The following is a 22272-nucleotide window of genomic DNA, read 5'->3' on the forward strand; positions in this document are numbered from 1 at the left end:
ACAATGATTGTAAATTCACTTAAAACAGCCTATCGTTTTTTAAAAAAACATAAGTTGATCACGTTTATCAATATCACGAGTCTTGCGATTGGTATTACCGCGACGTTGGTTATTTTCCTGATGATCCAATACGACTACAGTTTTGATAAACATGTTCCCAATCAACAACAGGTCTATCGTGTTGTCAATAACGGAGAGTTCAAAAATGCCGGCGTCTACGTACCGTTGGTACGCACCATGCAAGCAGAGTTACCCAACTTGGAGGCCGTAGCCCCGATTTATCGAAGCCATGTCCAAAAGCTGAAAGTTTCTCTGGCAACAGACAAATTCCAGACTTTCCCGAAAGAACAGAAGATGGTATTCACGAACAGTCAATATTTTGATATTTTCCCTTCAAAATGGTTGGCTGGAAGTGCTAAGGCTTTGAATTCATCCGGAAATATTATCCTTACAGAGAAAACATTAGAAAAGTTTTATGGAAAAGAACTGCCTGCAAATGTGATTGGCAAAACCATCATCTATGCAGATAGTATCCCACTTCAGGTCGCTGGTGTAATTGAAAATCCGCAGCATAATTCGGATTTCAATTTTGAAAGCTTCATCGCTGAGTCGACGATCCCACAGGATAACAATTTAAAAAACATGTATACATGGGAAGCTTGGAATAGCATATCGGATTCACATCAAGTACTTATCAAAACAAAAGCACAAAGCAATCCGCATCTACTGGAACGAAATATTGCTAATCTCCTTAAAAAATATAAATACAAAGAAGGAGAGAAAATCAACGACAAACTTGAATTACAAGCATTGGCAGATGTACATTTTGATACAAGATTTAATTATGACGCTACCCATCCGGAAGCACTACGCAACCTTATTTTACTTGCAGTCTTCCTCTTAGCCCTGGGGGCCGTAAATTTTATCAATCTATCCACGGCTCAGTCTATTGAAAGAGCCAAAGAAGTGGGCATTCGTAAGACGTTGGGTAGTTCTAAAACTACATTGATCAAACAGTTTTTGATCGAAACTTTTCTGATCACTTTGACAGCAACACTACTTGCAGTCTTATTATTGCCATTGTTCTTACATGTCTTTGAAGGATTTATTCCGAAAAACCTAAGCATGGAAGGTCTGGACAAAAGCGTTATTGTTTTCTTTCTATTTGGACAATTGGTCTTAGTAACCTTACTAGCCGGATTTTACCCTGCCTGGGTACTGACAGGATATGCTCCGGTGCTAGCACTCAAAAATCAGCTCGGAAAGAACACGAATCTTTCCCGAAGCGCATGGATACGCAAAGCACTGACTATTTTCCAATTTGTATTAGCTCAGGCTTTTTTGATTTGTGTGCTCGTTGTTGTCCGGCAAATCAATTACGTCTCCCATCGAGACATGGGATTTCAAAAGGACGCTATTGTTAATGTCTATATTCCGGGAGCTTTTCAAAATTCGGCAAAAGGTGTAGTCCTTAAAAATGAGCTCAAAAAGCTAACAGATATTAAGGCAATCAGTTTCGGGAACATTGCTCCTGCGATGAACGGCTGGATGACTACCGCAATCTCTTACGATCAATCGCCGGACAAGGAATCCTTGACTTTTGATAGCCGCTCTGGTGATGAAAACTATTTAGATGTTTATCAGATTCCACTTTTAGCAGGAAGAAATATCCGTCTATTGGATTCAACCAGTGAAATGCTGATTAATAGAAAGGGCCTTGAGCTACTACATATCAAAAATCCGCAGGATGCCATTGGCAAAACCTTCGAAAATGGACAAAATATCATCGTTGGTGTAATGGAGGATTTTGATTTGGCTTCTGCTCGACAAGGGGTCAAACCGGTTCTTTATACCGGTAGCAAAGAAGGATACGTACTCCATATTGCTTTGGATCAATCACATCCCGAAAACTGGAAAAATGCCATTGATAAAATAACGTCAAGCTACAAATCGGTTTTTCCTGATGATGAATTAGACCTGCGGTTTGTGGATGAGGTCATCCAAAACTTCTATACACAGGAGAAGCAGCTGTCTAAACTCTTATCCTGGGCGGTAGGGCTCTCTATGCTCATCGCCGGACTTGGTTTATTTGGATTAGCCATATTTACGGCAAATCAACGCACAAAAGAAATTGGAATCCGTAAAGTACTGGGGGCATCTGTTTTCCAGATCACATTTTTACTGCTTCGGAATTTGCTATCACTGGTTGCAATAGCCTGTCTAGTAGCTTTTCCAATTGCTTATTATTTTATGCATAGCTGGCTGAACGACTTTGTTTATCGAACTACGATAAGTCCCTGGATTTTTGGACTGTCTGCACTGGGGTTGATTGCATTTGCAAGTCTTGTACTATCAACCAAAAGTGTCTTTGCAGCAAAAGCAAACCCGATTAATAGTCTAAGGGATGAGTAAATAAGCGAGTAAAAGAGATAGGTTTATGTGTATTCATAACATGTATTAAGAACTTAAAACCCCATAACAATGATAAAGAACTTCATCAAAACCGCATGGCGAAGTATTTTTTCTAATAAATTCTACAGTGCCATTAATATTTTAGGATTAACAGCAGGAATGGTTGTGGGGATATTTCTATTGCTATGGATACAAGATGAGCTATCCTTTGACCGATTCCATAAACATCAGCGCTCCATTTACAAAATTGGAATAGAAGGGGGAACGGGGATATCAAAACGAATCTTTGGATCCATCATTGCTCCGGTTGGAAGTTCTGCCAAGAAGGAGATTCCCGAAGTTCAGGATGCTGTACGCATATTTAAAATCGGCGATGCCGCCATCAAGTATAAAGATAAAAGGTTTAATGAAAAGAACTTTGCGTTTGTGGATCCCAGCTATTTTAGTGTTTTTGACTTTTCCATATTGCAAGGCGACCCAAAGCGACCTTTCCCTGATAACAATTCAATTGTAATCACCCAGCGTACAGCACGCCGTTATTTTGGCGATGAAAATCCAATTGGAAAAACCGTCGTATTAGGAATAGAAGATCTATGTGTCGTCTCCGGCGTTATTGCCGATTACCCTGAAAATTCCACCTTTCAATATCAGGTGCTGATGCCCCTTTCTAGATTTAATGAGCAAGCCTATATCAAAAATAAAACTACCTACGACAATAAAACTTTTCTGTCGTCCATGGATGAGGATTGGTCTAGTTTTTCTTTTGAGACCTACCTACAATTGAGACCTGATGCTAACCCGACGGCAGTCGCACAAATACTACAATCCATACACGAGCGAAATAAACCCGAGGATGCCCCTGTACCCTACGTTGCTCAAGCGCTGGCGAAGGTCCATCTATACCAAATGGATGGTAGTGACGGCGGTATTGGAAATGTTCGAATTTTCACAGGTGTGGCGATTATGATTCTTGTAATTGCAAGTATTAATTATATCAATCTTTCTACTGCACGCTCGTTGTCACGCGCCAAAGAAGTGGGTATACGTAAAGTTATCGGCGCAGGTAAAAAGGAACTTTTTTTCCAATTTATATTGGAAACAACTATGCTCTTTACCATTGCTTCAACCCTAGCATTAGCCATCGTTTTCAGCTGTCTCCCTTTGTTTAATAACTTCTCCGGAAAACATATTTCTCTGCAACTCTCCAACCCTATGCTATGGTCAAGTGTATTGGCCATGCTCCTGGGTACGTTGTTACTCACCAGTATATATCCCGCTCTGCTTTTATCGAAGTTTGATCCAATTAAGGTATTGAAGGGTCGGTTTGCATTAAAAAACTCCAGTGCACGAAAAATACTGGTTGTCCTACAGTTCACTGTTTCTATAATCCTTATCACTTTAACAATTGTTATCAGTCGTCAATTAGATTATATAAAACATCAAAATTTAGGCTACGAAAAAGATCACATTATTTCCGTTGCCATGGCACCGAAAATGTCCAAACATTTTGATGCAGTAAAGAGTGAACTTCTAAAAAATAAGGATATTGATGCCGTTATTCGCCTCGGTAGAGATATGGTCTATGGCGGTGGTTCTACTGGAGATAACGACTGGGACGGAAAACCCAGTAAATCAAACCTCTGGTTTAACATCACGTATTCCGATCAATCTGCGCTCAATTTTTTCAAGATAAAACTTACACAAGGTCGTAATTTTACGGGATCAACAGCAGATTCAACCCATTTCATTATCAATGAAACGGCCGTACGGGAAATGGGGCTAAAAGATCCCATTGGCACACGCTTACGTATTCGAACAGTTCCGGGAACTATTATTGGGGTTGTAAAAGATTTTAATTATGCAAGCGTGAGACAAAAAATTGAACCCATGGTATTCCAATATAGCCCCAAAGATTGCTGGCAGCTTTATATCAAAACAACGACTTCCGGGGCTGGTTCCGCGCTGAACTCACTGCAACAGATCTGGAAAAGCTATTATGATGATATGCCGATGAACTATAGTTTCCTTGATGAAAGTTACCAGAACCAATATATGAATGAACAGAAACAGGGTGCGCTATTCAATTTTTTCGCACTGGTCGCTATCCTGATATCCTGCCTGGGACTTTTGGGATTATGTACTTACACCGCACAGGTTAAAACCAAAGAAATTGGAATCAGAAAAGTTCTTGGCGCAACTGTATTTAACATTATACAATTACTAAACAGGGAATTTTTACTCTTAGTCATTTTAGCCAATGTCATCGCAGTACCAATCGCTGTATATTTCAGCATAAATTGGCTCGATGGTTTTGCCTTCAGAACGACTCTCCCATTTACCATATTTCTATATGCGGCGGGGATAACCATTGCTATTGCATTATTTACGGTGAGTTTCCAGTCCATCAAAGCGGCATACGCCAATCCTGTAAAAAGTTTGCACGATGAATAGTTTATATTTGAGAACCAAAACAACAGCATAAAATGATTCGATTATTCCTAAAAACAGCGCTGAGAAATTTGAAGCGCAGTCCCTTAAACACAACAATAAATATTTTGGGATTAGCACTGGGGTTTACTGTTGCCCTGATAAGTACATTATGGGTACTGAAACAATTTTCTTTTGATAAGCATTACAGCAATTATCAACATATTTATCAGGTCATGATGACTGGAACTTTCAATGATGAGAAATCTACTGATCGCTCCACCCCTATTCCCTTGGTCAAAACGATCGCGTCTGATTTCAAAAATGAAATGCAAGATGCAGCACTGATCACGAATATGGAGAGCAACAATCTTAAGGTAGGTGATAAGAAGCTTAATGCACCAGGGTTTTATGCTATGGGAAAATTTGCCGAATTATTTTCTCTCGAATCTGTACAAGGAAATAGTACCACACCGAGCAATCCATCGACCATCATAATTTCAGAATCCTTAGCAAAACGACTGTTTGATAAGGTAGATATCATCGGGAAAACACTTCAATTGAATGGTAAAGAACAGTATACTGTTCAAGGTGTTTATAAAGATATTCCTGAAAACAACACTTTTTATGGCTTAGATTATGTATTGCCGTTTGTCGATTATCTTGCTAAAGACCAAGGTATTGAAGAAAGCTGGTCCAGCTGCTATTTCAGCACTTTCGCCAAGATCGACAATGATGCCTTTGTTCCCGCTTTGGAAAATAAACTAACAAATATCATCAACAAAAAACTGACGGATATAAAACCTGAAATCCTGTTACATCCGATGTCCAAATGGCATTTATATGATTCGTTCAAGAATGGAAAGAACGTAGGCGGACAGATTCAATATGTATGGATGTTTGTTTGGATAAGCGTATTCATCATTTTATTGGCCAGTATCAATTTTATTAACCTGAGTACGGCTAGAAGCTTAAAAAGAGGAAAAGAAATCGGGGTTTTAAAATCTGTTGGCGTCAACCGCCGGCAGCTTATTGCAGGCTTTCTTGTTGAGTCAATCCTCGCTGTAGCCTGCGCATTTTTGTTAGCTGTTCTATTCGCTACATTGCTTTTGCCTTGGGTCAAAACGATTACACATACGACACTGCATATCCCTTTTACCGATATTCGTTTCTATGGCTACTCCCTAATAGGAATAGGCGTTATAGGTCTTTTAGCAGGTATGTACCCCGCGTTATTTCTATCGGCTTTTAATCCTATTCTTGCACTTAAAGGTAAAATTAACAGCCGAAAAGGCGGATCAAGAAGTAGAAAGGCAATGGTCATCGTGCAATTTGCTATTTCTATTTTCCTAATGATATCTACTTATCTGGTGATTCAGCAACTGCATTTCACCAAGGATCGTCCAATAGGTTATAAAAGTTCAAATTTGATAAACATTACTTCATCCAATTCAACTATCGTCAAAAACTTTGATGTACTTCGAAAAGAGTTGATCGGTCAGCGCCTTGTCGCTGATGCCGCCCTTTCTTCCAACTTTGTGAACCACCTATCCTTAACAGGTGGTGGTTTTAATTGGCAAGGTAATGATTCCAAAGACGGTGCGATCATGGGGATCTTCACCGTAGATGAAAACTTTGCTAATACTGTACAGTGGAATTTTATAAAAGGACGCAATTTTTCAAAAGATTTCAAAACAGATTCAACTGCTGTTATTCTGAACGAAGCGGCGGCCAAATTTATGGGAGTTACCGACCTAAACAGCAAACAGCTTTCACGTGCCGGTATCAATTACCACATCTTGGGTATTATTCAAAATACGCTTTCCGAATCTCCTTTCAAATCCATTACACCGACGGCTTATTTTCTAAAATTTTTACCAAAGAATAAGATAACGCTTCAACTGGATGAAAATCAAGATCTCAAACAAAACCTAAAAGCGATTTCCACAGCGTTCAATCGCATAGATCCTGATCTCATTTTTGATTATACATTTACGGATCAGGAATATGCCAAAGAGTTTCAACAGATGGAAATGATCAAGAGCTTAACCAGTTTATTTACAGGGTTGGCCATACTCATTTCATGTCTCGGTCTCTACGCACTGGTTTCCTTTCTTACGGAGCAACGAGAAAAAGAAATCGGCATTCGTAAAGTATTGGGTGCATCAGAACTTGGCTTGTGGCGACTACTTTCCACAGAATACATTTGGCTCACAGGCATTGGCTTTTTACTCGCAGCCCCTTTAGCCTATCTCCTCATGGAATCATGGCTCGAAGACTATGTCTACCGCATATCAATTACATGGACGGTCTTTGCTATCACAGGCTTAACCGCGCTAATCATCACCTTATTAACCGTTAGTTACCAAGCGATTAAAGCAACATTAGCAAATCCTGTAAAAACCTTAAGAAGCGAATAATACCAATTTGTTCGGGGACGGACACTATACTGTCCGTTTCCGAACATTTAAAACCGCCATAAAAACACACCAAAAACCTAAAAATCAATACATTATATTTATGGCAAACGAATTGAACTACTTGGCTTTGCTATTTTTCGAATAACGGAGCCTTCTACTAAAGCGAGCTAAGTGACAAGAATATAGCCTAATTAACAGTCTAAATGCTCATAACCATGTTAAAGAACTATTTTAAAATTGCTTGGCGGAATATCAGAAAAAACAAAGGATTTTCTCTTTTAAATATGTTTGGCCTCAGTATCGGAATAACATGTTTTCTATTGTTGGCAGCGTACATATATCATGAATCCAGTTATGAGCGTTTCCTTCCAAATGCGGACCGTCTAGCTTATATTAGCCTCACCTATAAAGCACCCAATAGCACGGAAGAAGTAAATTCTGCAGTAACACCAACAGGCTTAGCGCCTGCTTTACAAGCTGAATTTCCGGATGTAGAACAGGCAACCAGATTCTACAGCTATTCCAAAGGCGGTAAAATAGAATCCAAAGAGGCACTAATAACTGAAAAAGGCCTACTTTATGCTGACCAAAATGTTTTTAAAACTTTAGGTTTTACCTTTCTCGAAGGTGATTCACGATCAGCCTTAGCAGAACCAAATCAGATTGTCTTAACAAAAAAACTCGCAGCGAAATATTTCCCCAATCAGTCGGCCATCGGTCAGACACTATCCATTGACAAAGTCAACTGGAAAATCACAGGTATCATTGCAGACTTGCCCACAAATACACAGTTGAACTTCTCTGCACTCCTTTCCAACAAAGGATTAGAACGCTACAAAGAAATGGCTTGGTCATCTGCAAATGATATAACCATAGCGCTCCTAAAAAACAAAGATCAGTTCGGTTCAATCCAACAGAAATTGGACCAAATGACAAAATCAAAATTCGCCGAAGCAACAAAACAAGGCTATCAATTTCGATTTGTCCTAGAAAAGCTGACCGATATCCATCTCCACTCCAAAGCAGCAGGCACAGGAAACATTACTTATATCTATATTTTAATGGCGTTAGGTGCTGCGCTTATTATTTTAACCTGCATCAATTTTACAAATTTGGTATTAGCACATGCGCTTGAACGCAAGAAAGAAATCGGTGTCAAGAAAGTTTTGGGTGCAGCAAAGAAAACGATATTCTTTCAGTTCTTTTTTGAATGTAGCCTCATGGTTTTTCTAGCTGTTGGTTTTAGCCTTCTGACTACGGTACTCTTGTTACCCGTATTCAGTTCATTTATGGGTACCGAAATGAGATTAACCGTATGGACAGACCCTCGGTTTTATACGATTTTACTTGTTTTCATAGCCTTGTTGACGCTGCTGTCAGGTGGCTGGCCTGCCTATTCAATCGCTAGCTCAAAACCTATTTCCATTTTTAAGCGAAAACTAACTGAAAAACGACATGGTATATCATTGAGCAAGGTACTCGTTACTTTTCAATTCAGTATCTCTATATTTTTTATTATCTGCACCTTATTTGCGAGTAGACAGATGGATTTTATCCAGTCTAAAAACACAGGATTGGATCGCTCTGATATGTTGGTCATTGATGGCCGAGGATGGCAAAATAAAGAAAGGCAGCTATTAAAAGAAAAGTTAATGCAGCTCAATAATGTCCAGGGCGTTACCGCTTCGTATGACAATCCCGTCAATATTCAAGGTGGCTACAGCGTCAGTGAAGTAGAAGGCCAACCCAATGATTTTGATATGGATGTCACTGCAATTCCGATTGAAAAAGATTTCGTATCCGTTTTTCATATTCCATCCGTTGCCGGCGCACCGCTGTCAGATGCGGACATTTTGCGCGCGCAAGACACTATTTCACCAGAATATGGGTTTGTAGTGAATACACTTGCTGCATCCGCCATGGGTTTTACTCCTGAACAGGCTATTGGAAAGAAAATCAACTTGAACGGACGTAAGGGCAGCATCAAACAAGTTGTTGCTAGTTTTAACTTTGCATCATTACACAACGAAGTCAAACCAATTGTACTTTTTCCTGAATATGATTATTTCGGCAATATTTTTATTCGACTCAATCCGACATCGCCGGTAAAAGATGTTCTTGCGCAGATAAAAGCTGTTATAAAAGATATTGATTCAAAAAACAGTTTTGAATATCACTTTCTCAATGATGATTATAACAAGTTATATCTCAAAGATCAGCAAACAACACGGGTAATGCAGTTATTTTCCATCATTACAATTGCTATCGCCTGTATGGGACTATTTGCATTATCAGCTTATGCCGTGCAACAACGCTTCAAAGAGATCGGTATTCGTAAAGTATTAGGTGCTTCAACGATCAAGATTGTCAACATATTGAGTGTTGACTTTATGGCCCTGGTCCTGTGTGCTGTATTGATCAGTGTACCCTTAGGCTGGTATGCCATGCACCGATGGGTAGAGAATTTTGCTTACCACATCACGCTAGACTGGTGGGTATTTATTGTGGCGGCGATAAGTGCATTATTGGTATCATTTATCACCATTAGTTTTCAAACCATAAAAGCTGCGATTCTAAACCCGGTTGATAGTTTAAGAGATGAGTAATTGTTTTAGTAGCTAATAAAAATAAAGACACCTGATAAATAACAAGCTGGACCTTTAAAATTCAAGTTTTTTCTATTTATCGATACCTAATACGACAGATATGCTTAAAAATTACATCAAAATAGCATGGCGGAACCTATGGAAAAGCAAGGGGTACTCTGCGATTAATATTATTGGACTCTCTATCGGATTGGCAGCAGTACTGATCATCGGTATATGGATAAAAAATCAATTGCAATTCGACAATTTTTACAGCAATAAGGCGAACCTGTATAAGATTTGGATTAAAAATCAAAATGATGAAGGAAAAGTGGAGATGATTGAGATTACTTCTGGACGCGCGACACGTGCTCTAATAGAAGACTATCCAGAAGTCGAACATGCAGCGCGCATACATTGGAGTACTACCAGGCTGGTGTCATTTAATGAAAAAAAAATCAAATCCAAAGGAAATGAAGTAGATCCAGATTTTATAAAGATGTTTGATTTTAAATTCCTTAAAGGAAATAGTGAACAGGCTTTGCAGAACATCAAAAATATTATCCTAACGGAAAGCTTGGCAAAAAGTATATTTGGGGACACAGATCCATTGAATAAAACTATCATACTTGATAATAAGGAGCCTTATCAAGTATCTGCTGTTATGCAGGATCTCCCAAGCAATACAAATTTTGATTTCACCTACTTGATCCCTTTAGCCGATGCTAGCAAATACTCACCCAATTGGAATACAATTACATTCTCAAGCTATGTACAGTTAAAGGCCGGAACAAATATTGACGCCTTTAATAAAAAGCTCGTCAACATCATTGCAAGAAAATCCAATAATGAGATAAAAGGATCTCTGTTCTTATATCCTGTATCAAAAATGCATCTCTATTCAAAATTTGAACAGGGTATCCCTACTGGCGGAAAAATAGATCAACTCAAATTGGTCGCTGGGATTGGTCTATTGATATTATTGATTGCCTGTATCAATTTTATCAATCTTAGTACGGCCCGCAGTCAAAAAAGGGCTAAAGAGGTTGCAGTGCGAAAAGTTGCAGGAGCACAACGCTCGAGCCTTGTTAGCCAGTTTCTTATAGAGTCTATATTACTCACTTTGATTTCGGGTGCATGCGCTATCACATTAACCATACTTGCTGTGCCGATGTTTAACAAGATCTTAGATAAACCTTTAGCTTTTTCATTCTCAGACACGACAATGTGGTTTTCCCTAATAGGTTTTATCCTGATGACAGGACTATTAGCAGGATTGTATCCCGCATTTGTATTATCCGCTTTCAAACCGATAAAATCCCTTAAAACAGTTAATATGTCGAAAAAATTCGCTCTGAATTTCCGCGAGATATTGGTTGTTTTTCAGTTTGGTATAGCCATTGTCCTTATCGTCGCCACTATTGTTGTACGAAAACAAATTGACTATGCCGGACAACGCGATATTGGTTATAATACCGACCAGCTCATAGAGATCGGCATGGAAGGCGATATGGGGAAAAACTATGAGGCTATCAAATCAGAACTAATCAACAGTGGGGCTGCTACCGCAGTCACACGTACCGGATCTTCAGTCGCCAGCTTCGCCGGAAGTGCTTGGAGTGGATTTTCCTGGCCTGGAGCGACTCCTGAACAGGAGAAAAAAATGGGATTTGACCTAGGGAGGGCCGAAAATGACCTTGTTAGAACTCTTGGATTAAAACTCATAGCCGGTCGTGATATAGATTATCCGAGATTAGCGGCCGATAGCACTGCCGCATTACTAAACGAAGCAGCTATTAAAGAAATGAAGCTGGAAAATCCTATTGGAAGCTCCCTAAAATGGGGCGATAAAACCTATACCATCGTTGGTGTAATCAACGACTACATTAGCGGTTCTCCTTATAACCCGGTAAAGCCCATGTTTATATACGCCAACAAGAAATCCTTGTACAATTTAGTAGTCCGTACCAGTCCTACAACTTCAATCAATAATCAGCTGAAACAGATCGGACAAATTATAAAAAAGTTCAATCCGGCCTACCCCTTCGAGTACCAGTTTGTGGATCAGAAATTTGCAGCTAAATTCAAAGATCAGCAACAGACTGCTCAACTCGCATTCATTTTTTCGGGATTAGCTATTTTTATCTCTTGTCTGGGCTTATTTGGGCTTGCTTCTTATATTGCTGAGCTAAAGACCAAAGAAATTGGCATTCGTAAGGTACTAGGCGCCTCGGTAACTGGAATTACCGCAATGTTATCGAAAGATTTTGTTAAGCTTGTCATTATTTCCATTCTAATTGCCTCGCCAATAGCCTGGTGGGCAATGAACAAATGGCTACAGGACTTTTCCTATCGAATTGAAATACAATGGTGGGTTTTTGCACTAGCAGGAATTTCTGCTTTATTCGTAGCTTTCTTTACGGTAAGTACACAAGCCATAAAGGCTGCCAATAGTAATCCCGTAAAGACATTAAGAGACGAATAAGCGCAAAAATTAAGTACGTAAAAAGTCAAGGGTAAAAAATAGAACGACAGTTGGTTCGCTTCAATTAAACAAAATACTGCAAAACGAAAAATTAAAACCATGATAAGGAACTATATCAAAATCGCGTGGCGTCACTTATGGAAGAACAAAGGATATTCCTTTATCAATATTCTGGGGTTAGCTTTAGGTATAGGGATTTCGTTGATAATCGCCCTTTGGATCAACTCAGAAATAAGATTTGACCGCTTTTATACCAACACAGGCCGCCTATATCAAGTTTATACAAGCGATGTATTTGATGGCAGTCACCATACCTGGGGAAATACACCACATGTACTAGGCCCGTTTTTAAAGCAAGAACATCCTGAGATAGAACAGATGGTGCGCACCTGGAAGATTGACCATCGTATCCATCATGATGCCGAACCAAGCTTAAGTGCCTCAGGGGTCGCTGTAGATTCTGCTTTTTTAAAACTTTTTGATTTCAAAATTCTAGCCGGAAACTCAGATTCTCCCTTGTCCCGTCCGGATGCTTTGGTGCTAACTGCATCTACTGCAAAAAAATTATTCGGTAAGCTTGATGTCATTGGACGTCGAGTCGAAATGGATACCACTGTTTCCTTAACTGTCGAAGCGATTATTGAGGATATTCCCTCAAATTCCAAATTCTACGGAAATGACTTCCTCTGTTCATTGGATTACCGGGCCAAAACAGGCATGACTTTTAGTGATTCGTGGACAGCCTATAACCATGAAACTTACGCTCTTCTAAAAGAAAGGGCAACAGTGGGTGCTGTCAACAGGAACATCGAAAACATGGTTTCCAAACACACCAACGGTACCACAAAAGCGACCATATATCTCTATCCTGCTAGCCGTTGGCATCTCTACAACAAATCGGTCAACGGACAAATGGTCGCAGGTAATATTACCACGCTACAGTTATTTGGACTGATCGGCATATTTATCCTCCTAATAGCTTGTATCAACTTTATAAACTTAAGCACCGCAGGAGCCGAAAGACGTGCTAAGGAAATAGGCTTACGTAAAGTAGTGGGTGCGCCTAGAAAATCGCTCATTCAACAATTTCTATTAGAATCGTTTATTTTAACCTTTCTGGCCGGAGTCTTGGCGCTATTATTTATTCTCTTGGCGCTTCCGTCTTTCAATAAGCTTATCAGCGGACATCTTGCAATCATGGATCATCCGCTGTTTTTCTCCTGCCTATTCCTCGCCATTATCTTCTTTTGTTCGCTCTGCGCGGGATTATATCCTGCTTTTGTATTATCGGCTTTTGATCCAGTAAAAACCTTAAAAGGAAATGTCTTACCATCTAAATCAGGCCTTCACCCCAGAAAAATACTCGTTACCTTGCAGTTCACTATATCGATAGGTCTAGGTATATGTACATTTATAATCGGTCAACAGATACGCTTTGGGGAGCATCGAGATAGCGGATACGACCGTAACAACTTGATATATGTACCACTTCAGGGAAATTTAAATAAAAACTATGAGGCTTTAAGGAATGAAGTATTCCAACAAAATATTGCCAGTAGTATGACCAAATCCTGGGGGCGCATCAGTCGTTCGGGAAGTAATAGCTGGGGATACTCCTGGCCCAATGACCGGCCAGAAGACTATGACGTCGTATTCAACAATATGGCGACAGACTGTGATTTCATCAAGACAATGGGGATCAAATTAGTACAAGGACGGGATATCGATATTTATACACACCCCTCTGATTCCAATGCGTTACTACTGAACCAGGCTGCTGTTGCTAAGATGCGATTGTCCAATCCCATCGGCACACCAGTTACGGTATCCAAAGGTACGGCATACCAACGTACCTATCATGTAGTAGGGGTTATCGAAGATTTTGTGCTGCAATCTCCTTATCAAGATATCGAACCTATGATGATCCAAGGCCCTATGGGTTATGCCGATTATTTTCATATCCGGTTAAATACTGCTAAAGGCCTATTGGCGAATATAGAAGGTATCCAATCCCTGATCAAAAAGTATAATCCAGATTACCCCATAGATATTCGTTTTATTGATGACGATTATGCTTTAAAATTTGCCGGTCAAAAACGCACAATGACGCTGACAGGTTTATTTTCAGGACTCGCAATCCTGATAGCATCTATGGGTTTATTGGGACTAGTCTCTTTTGCAACGATCCAGAAACAAAAAGAAATCGGTATCCGAAAAGTACTCGGCGCCTCTGTATTCGGAATTATTACATTATTGTCCCGAGGCTTTATTATACTGATAGGTATTGCACTGCTCGTCGCCTCTCCTATCGCTTGGTGGATTATGAATCAATGGCTGGCAGACTACGTACATCGCGTAGATATACAGTGGTGGATATTTGCATTGGCGGGCTCATTAGCGATAATGATTGCTTTACTTACAGTCAGTACAATGGCTGTTAAAGCAGCAAGAGCCAATCCTGTCAAAAGTCTACGGGACGAATAAAGAATCTTATAACGATCATAGATAACAGCTAATATAATTATGATAAGGAACTATATCAAAATCGCGTGGCGCAACCTGGTGAAAAACAAATCCTTCTCCCTGATTAACATCATCGGATTGGCGATCGGTATGGCCGGAGCATTACTTATAGCACTTTGGTTGCAGAACATGTTAACCATGGACCGCTTTCATGAGAAGGGTGATCGCCTGCACGTATTGAGTAATCGTGACGAATTTCAAGGCGAAAAATCAGCCTGGGCCTATACACCTAAAATACTAGCGCCCTCATTGGCTGCAGATTTTCCAGATATCGAAGCTTTTACCAGATATAATGAGGGGCCTCAATTTTTAACAACTTTCAATGAAAAGAAACTGATCGCAAATACTGTTTTCATCGATCCCGGTTTTTTCAAAATGTTTTCTTTACCTTTTGTGAAAGGAGAACAGAATGTGAGATTTGATCATCCCAAAGGTCTTGTGCTCACGGAAAGTTACGCAAAAGCGCTGTTTGGAAATGAAGATCCTATTGGAAAATCAGTTCGGATAGACTCGGTTAATCAAGTCACCGTGCAAGCTATACTTAAAGATCTTCCGAGTAATTCAAGTTTCAAATTTGACATCCTCCTCCCATTTGAATATGCAAAAATAATCGGTTACGTAGACGATAACTGGAGCAATAATTCAATAACTACCTATATCCTGTTAAAAGAAGGTACTTCAGTCAACGCATTTAACGACAAAATCAGAACCTATCTGAGAGATCATATCAATACAAGTAATAAAGCTGCCGGTTATACTTCTGCAAGAAATACGGGTGAGATTTTTGCCTTCCCCTATCCAGATTCTTTCCTTTACAATAGCGGAAAAGGAGGAAATTATACTTCCGGACGTATCGATATCGTCAAGCTATTTGCTTGGATTGGTGTATTTATTTTATTGGTGGCAAGCATCAATTTTATGAATTTGAGTACGGCACGTTCCGAACGCCGTGCAAAAGAAGTCGGTGTCCGCAAAGTAATTGGAGCTAATAAGACGAGCCTAATGGCGCAGTTCCTGGTTGAAAGCATATTGATTAGCCTGATCGGCATGGTACTAGCGACTATACTTGTTTTTATTGTCCTGCCATTTTTTAACGAGCTTGTCGGAAAACAGCTTAGCTTATCGTTATTAAACTTACCAACCTGGCTTTTTTTAATTGGTTTTGCCTTATTTACGGGTGTGTTAGCGGGTACCTACCCGGCCTTTTTCCTTTCTTCATTTCAGCCTATCAAGACCTTGAAAGGGAAATTTGTTTCTAAAACAAGAGGCCTTAGTATTCGCTCGCTCTTAGTCGTCATTCAATTTAGTCTCGCTATTATATTGATTATCGCAACAGTCATCGTCGCGAAACAAATCCAATATACCAAACAGCGCAACCGCGGTTATAATGAAAATGGGCTACTTTATAGCAGCATCCAAGGTGACCTCGAGAAGAATTATAAAATTCTTAGAAATGAACTGTTAGCCAGCAACGCAGTTGTTTCTGTTTCGAAAAACATGTCGCCGGTAACCGATTTCTATAGCAATGGCTGGGGATTTACCTCCGGCACACCAACGGAACAGGACAAACGCATTTCCTATAACCGTTTTAGTACCGATGCCGATGCTGTAAAGAACCTTGGTTTGACATTGATCCAAGGCCGCGACATTGATATCTATAAATTTGCAACGGACAGTACAGCCGTAATTTTAAATGAGTCTGCCGTTAAAAGTCTCCATCTAAAGAGCCCTATAAACAGCATTGTGGATGGCGATGGAACAAAATGGACCGTAGTTGGAGTGGTCAAAGATTTCATTATTGGATCGCCATTTGGAGACAAAAAGCCCATGGTGATATTAGGGCCACAGGCTTGGTTTACAACAATCCATTATCGTTTAAATCCAAACAATAATATCGCAGACAACTTAAAAACGATTGAGTCAATCTTTAAAAAGTTCAACCCAGACTATCCTTTTGAATATCAATTCATTGACAAGACCTACGAAGAAAAATTTAAGGAAACAAAAGCTATAGGTACTCTGGCCATGATCTTTGCAGGATTGACGATCTTTATTTCCTGTCTGGGTTTACTGGCATTAATCGCCTATATGGCTGAAACGCGCATGAAAGAAATTGCTGTCCGCAAAGTTCTTGGAGCAAGTGTCACCCAAGTAACCTCTTTACTTTCAATCGATTTTATTAAGCTTGTTGTGGTCGCAATTTTTATCGCCACACCTATCGCTTGGTGGGCCATGGATAAATGGTTACAAGATTATAGTTATCGAATTGAGATACAGTGGTATTATTTTGTCATTGCTGGGCTATTAGCTATTCTGATCAGTATGGCTACGATAAGCTATCAAGCAATTAAGGCTGCATTAGGTAATCCTGTTAACAGTTTACGCGATGAGTAGCCCAAAGTTTAACAACATTGTTTCCTATAGTTTTAGACCATAAAGAAAGGCATGAATTCATTCAAACTTACTTTTCGCAGCCTCATTAGCAACCGACAATATACCTGGATCAATATCTTAGGGTTAAGTATTGGTTTTTCCTTGTGTCTTCTCGTATTCGCTCTTGTCATTGAAGAAAATTCATATGACAAAAGCTGGAAAAATGCGGATCATCTCTTTCGGATTGTCACTATAGATTCAACGGCTGGCCTTGAACGCCAAATGTCCAGAACATTCGTTAATTTAAGTACGGAACTCAAACAAGTATTTCCGGAGATTCAAAATGAGGCTCGGATAGAATCCAGAAAATATTATTTAAAACCACATGCAAGCTCAGCACAGCCCATAGGCATACAAGTTTTGGAGTCGGAAATAAATATCTTGGATATGTTGAGCATCAAGCTTCTCGAAGGCAATCCCAAACAGCTGGTCCAAGGAAAAACAAACTTGCTCATCGGCAAAGAATTCAAAGAAAAGTACTTTAAGAACGAAAATGTCATCGGCAAAGTCATCCAAAGTGCCGACCCCTATACCGATCAGCCATCCGATTATATCATTACGGGTGTTATGGATAATCTTCCTTATAATTCAACGCTCAGAGCTTCCGCCATTGCTTTAGTCCCCAAAATATCGATGGAATTAAGCAAAGATGGCTCAGGCTACTACACCGAACAATTTGTACAGCTAAAACCCGGGACACCAAGAATAGATCTTGAGCAGAAACTAAATCATTGGTATAAAGGATACCTCAGTCCTAACACAAAACAGGTGACTTCCTTTCGCTTGCAGCCTATTCAGGATATATATATGGAGCCATTAGGCAGTGCTGATATCAGCGGCAACCAAAAAACAACAAACATATTTGTAGGTGTTGCCGTTTTGGTCTTTATTATTTCCTGTATCAATTTTATTAATATTTACGCTGTAAGAACAGTTAAAAAATTAAGAGCACTTCATATACATAAAGTATTGGGGGCCAGCCGAGCCCAAATGATCAGACGAATGCTATTGGAAACAATCCTACTGTTTTTTATTTCTGCATTATGTAGTTTGGTACTCTTTAGACTTGGATTGTCCCAACTGGAACACTTTATAGGCTATGATCTCGCTTATATTAAATCCATACAACTCCCGTTGCTATTGGCATTTATCACGACTGCAATTGCCCTCGGCCTGCTAATTGGTTTTTATCCAGCATGGCTGATCTCCGGTATTAAGAGTTCAGATGCCTTAAAAAATAAGCTATCAAAAATTCCCAATGCAGAAGTCTTTATCAAAAAAATGCTTATCACAACACAGTTTAGCATTGCCATTATCGTCATCATTGGCCTTATAACAATCAAGTCCCAACTCAGCTATATGCAAGCAGCTCCCTTGGGAATGGAAGTCAAAAATGTGCTTAACATCGATTATTTCAACAAGGGTACACAAAATACAAATATAAAAGATCGCATTGGTCAACTTACCGGGGTTGAATCGGTCAGCGTCGCTGCCTGGACGCCAACAATCGGGTCAGGCTACCTTGCCAAGACAATCGTTGACAAGGACGATCCAGGAAAAAATATCCAAGTCAGTTTCATCGGTGGCGATGTCGATTTGTCCAAGACTTTGGGAATCCAGTTGGTTAAAGGTCGATTATTGACTCCTGAAGATTATACGCATGTTGAAATGGATCTGGGAGAAGACGAAGGTATCAATAATGCCCTTGTGACCGAAAGTACGGCAAAAAAGCTTGGGATAGACAACCTCGGTATCCTGTATAAAGACCTTCAAATTATCCCCGTCGGAATCATTAAAGATTTCCATAGTGAGTCTTTTCGTAGCAAAATAGTACCAACAGTGATTTTGGCAAAAGATTTTAACGGAAGCGGCAATATTCTGATAAAAGTAGGGAAAGGACAAGAACAACAAATCTTTCGATCGGTATCTCAAATTATACAAAATACCTATCCAGATAAACACGTTTCCTTCCATTGGATAGATGAATTGATTGCAAAACAATATGAAAAAGAGAGCAAGCAAGTGCAATTATTTATCCTATTCAGTGCATTGACATTGTTGATTTCTGCCTTAGGAATCACAGGATTGATTATGCAAAATCTCGAACAACGTACCAAAGAAATTGGCATACGCAAAGTCCTAGGCGCAACAGTGCTCGACATATCACGTCTCTTTTCAAAAGATTATCTCATCTTAACGACCTTGGCTATTTTTATTGCTAGTCCAATAGCGGGGTATTTTTCAAAAAAATGGCTCGAAGATTATGCGTACAATGTGAGCGTACAATGGTGGTTCTTTATCCTTGCCGCGCTTGCCATCTTTTTAATCAGCATCATTACTGTCAATTTCCAAACAATACGTGCCGCACTAAACAATCCAGTAGATAGCTTACGAAACGAGTAAATATTCATTTATAGTAATAAAGGGGCCTCAATATGATCAAGAATAATTTAAAAATAGCATGGAGAAATTTAACCCGCAATTTCTCCACTTCGTTTATCAACATCGTTGGATTGGCCATGGGAATTGCAACCTGCCTTCTGATCAGCTTATATGTGACCGATGAATTTAGTTTTGATCGTTACAACGAGCATGCAGACCGTATTGTACGTGTTGTTTTCAGAGGAACTGTAAAGGGCGGAACGATCAATGAGGCACATGTGATGCCACCTGTAGCTTCGACTATGAAGTCAGAGCTGCCCGAAGTTGAAGAAACTGCACGACTAAGAATCGGTGGATCACCTCTATTTGTCGTCAATAATAAAGTGTTTCACGAAGAAAAAATGGCTTTCGTGGATGCTTCTTTCTTCAAAATTTTCACGCTCCCTTTTATTAAAGGGAATTTGTCTACAGCTATTTCTTCCCCAAATTCTGCAGTGATTTCCGAATCCACCGCCTTAAAATACTTCGGCACAAAAGATGTTGTCGGTCGAGACCTCATCATCAAAGACAGTCCAAATATCCTCAAAATCACTGGAGTAATCAAAGATGTCCCTAAAAACTCTCATTTTCATTTTGATGTATTTACCTCTTTGGATGCACTGGAAGATTCACGATCAGATTCGTGGATGACTTCCGAATATTATACTTATGCGCTGCTTTCGAAGAATGCTTCACGTGAAAAGCTCGAAAAAAACTTAGCCACTCTATTCGACAAACATGTTGCCACACAATTTATGGCAGGTTTTGGCATGAGTTACCAAGAATACAAGAAAACGGGAAATAAGATCGGTCTTTACCTACAGCCGCTCACAGATATCCATCTATATTCGAATTTCAACTACGACCTCAGCGCTCCGGGGGATATACGTTATGTTTATATTTTTAGTGCTATTGCACTCTTTATGCTATTGATTGCCACAATTAATTTCATGAATCTATCTACAGCCAGTGGCTTTAGGCGGTGTAAAGAAGTAGGTGTACGAAAAGTATTGGGTGCCGACAAACAAAACCTGATGCGACAATTTATGCTGGAGGGCGTCCTCCTGACTTATATTTCCTTGGGAATAGCTTTGGGAATTGTTTTACTTGCCCTCCCTCTATTTAATCAGATTTCAGGCAAAGATATTGAAATTCAAAAACTTGACGCTTTTAAAATTATCCCCTTCCTGCTGACTTTTGGTTTAGTCGTCGGTCTATTTTCCAGCAGCTATCCCGCGTTATATCTATCCTCATTTAATCCGCTCCGTGTATTAAAAGGGAAAATAAGTCGTTCGACTAAAGGCCTTAATTTACGCAGTGGGCTTGTTGTATTTCAATTCATCATTTCCGTCGGACTTATCTTTGGAACCGTGGTGGTTGTTCAGCAGCTGGATTATATGCGTCATATTAAACTTGGATATAACAAGGATAATGTCCTTATTATACAGAGCTGGCCTTTGGGGAAAAACGAAAAGACATATTATAATTTATTGATGCAAGATAGCAGAATCAAGCATGTCTCTCATTCGTCCTATCTCCCTGCTGGAGAAAGTAACAACAACAATTTTTTCATCTATCCAGATGGCAATACTGATCAATGGGTCAAAACGATTCGTTACGATATAGATGAAGAATATATTCCGGTTATGGGTATGCAGCTTAAAGAAGGACGAAATTTCGCAAAAACATTTGGTAATGACAGCCTTTCTGTCATCATCAATGAAACTGCAGCAAAAGATCTAGGTTGGAACGATCATAGCCTTGGCAAAATATTGACCAATAAAGACAACAAAAGCTATCGTGTTATTGGTGTCGTTAAGGATTTCCATTTTCGCTCTTTACATGAGCAGATCTCTCCGCTTGTGATGGTTCTTAGCGATCAAGCCGGGAGTTTGATTCTCAAAACCCAAACAGCCGATATGGAGAAGCTCATTCAAAAATTAGCGTCTCTCTATCGTTCCTTTCCAACAGACATTCCATTCAGCTATTCCTTTTTGGATGACCGATACGCACAAACCTACCAAGCAGAAGTGAAAACAGGTAAATTACTGAGCATGTTTGCGGGACTGACTATTTTTGTGGCCTGCCTTGGTTTATTCGGCTTGGCTATTTTCACCGCCAATCAACGCAGAAAAGAAATAGGGATCCGGAAAGTTGTTGGAGCTACAGTTCCCGACATCACACGCATGCTTTCCACTGAGTTCGTCAAACTCGTTCTAATTGCCATTATCGTTTCTTCTCCCCTAGCTTGGTGGATGATGCACAAATGGTTAGAGAATTTTGCGTACCGTATTGAGATGCAATGGTGGATGTTTGTGCTAGCAGGAGCGCTAGCCGTTTTTATTGCTTTAATTACTGTAAGTTCACAAGCGATACGAGCGGCTCTAACAAAGCCTGTTGACAGTCTACGTGATGAATAAAAATAAACTTGTCTGTTCAGCTGTGGACAAAGCACTGTCCGATATCGAACAGCAAGTAAAAGAATCAGGAAGGCAATACGTTAATGATCAACAGGATAATTACTTGGCTAAACATTTGTATTTTTAATTTTATAAGTGGAGCATAC

The 22272-nt window shown here is 39.7% G+C and carries 10 protein-coding genes; all 10 read left to right on the top strand.

Features of this window, described 5'->3' with window-relative positions:
• The first annotated feature begins 3 nt into the window (after nt 1–3).
• The 10 genes from GVK91_RS17135 to GVK91_RS27650 all read left to right on the top strand — a co-directional run bounded on the left by GVK91_RS17135 (nt 4) and on the right by GVK91_RS27650 (nt 22253).
• Nucleotides 4–2412, top strand: coding sequence for an ABC transporter permease (locus GVK91_RS17135; RefSeq protein WP_159730444.1), 2409 nt, complete (start codon nt 4–6; stop codon nt 2410–2412).
• 69 nt (nt 2413–2481) lie between these two features.
• Nucleotides 2482–4863, top strand: a complete 2382-nt coding sequence (locus GVK91_RS17140) for an ABC transporter permease (RefSeq protein WP_159730446.1) — start codon at nt 2482–2484, stop codon at nt 4861–4863.
• Nucleotides 4864–4895: 32 nt separating this feature from the next.
• Nucleotides 4896–7259 (top strand): FtsX-like permease family protein, encoded by a 2364-nt coding sequence (locus tag GVK91_RS17145; protein WP_153847192.1) that lies wholly within the window; start codon nt 4896–4898, stop codon nt 7257–7259.
• A gap of 215 nt (nt 7260–7474) precedes the next feature.
• Nucleotides 7475–9865, top strand: coding sequence for an ABC transporter permease (locus tag GVK91_RS17150; protein WP_159730448.1), 2391 nt, complete (start codon nt 7475–7477; stop codon nt 9863–9865).
• A gap of 100 nt (nt 9866–9965) precedes the next feature.
• A complete protein-coding gene (locus GVK91_RS17155; protein ID WP_159730450.1) occupies nt 9966–12329 on the top strand; it encodes an ABC transporter permease in 2364 nt (787 codons plus the stop codon).
• Nucleotides 12330–12428: 99 nt separating this feature from the next.
• Nucleotides 12429–14813: an ABC transporter permease gene (locus GVK91_RS17160; RefSeq protein WP_159730452.1), complete on the top strand. Its 2385-nt coding sequence runs from the start codon at nt 12429–12431 to the stop codon at nt 14811–14813.
• Nucleotides 14814–14852: 39 nt separating this feature from the next.
• Nucleotides 14853–17246 (top strand): ABC transporter permease, encoded by a 2394-nt coding sequence (locus tag GVK91_RS17165; protein WP_159730454.1) that lies wholly within the window; start codon nt 14853–14855, stop codon nt 17244–17246.
• 51 nt (nt 17247–17297) lie between these two features.
• Nucleotides 17298–19688 carry an ABC transporter permease gene (locus GVK91_RS17170; RefSeq protein ID WP_159730456.1) on the top strand — a complete coding sequence of 797 codons (2391 nt, stop codon included), beginning with the start codon at nt 17298–17300 and terminating at the stop codon, nt 19686–19688.
• 32 nt (nt 19689–19720) lie between these two features.
• On the top strand, nt 19721–22126 hold the full coding sequence (locus tag GVK91_RS17175; protein ID WP_159730458.1) for an ABC transporter permease: 2406 nt from the start codon (nt 19721–19723) through the stop codon (nt 22124–22126).
• The gene (locus GVK91_RS27650) at nt 22119–22253 is read left to right on the top strand and encodes a hypothetical protein (protein ID WP_259255529.1); all 135 of its coding nucleotides are present in this window, start codon (nt 22119–22121) and stop codon (nt 22251–22253) included. Before GVK91_RS17175 ends, GVK91_RS27650 begins: the two co-directional genes overlap by 8 nt.
• Nucleotides 22254–22272 lie beyond the last annotated feature (19 nt).

The organism is Sphingobacterium sp. 18053 (assembly GCF_902706145.1).
GTDB lineage: Bacteria > Bacteroidota > Bacteroidia > Sphingobacteriales > Sphingobacteriaceae > Sphingobacterium > Sphingobacterium paramultivorum.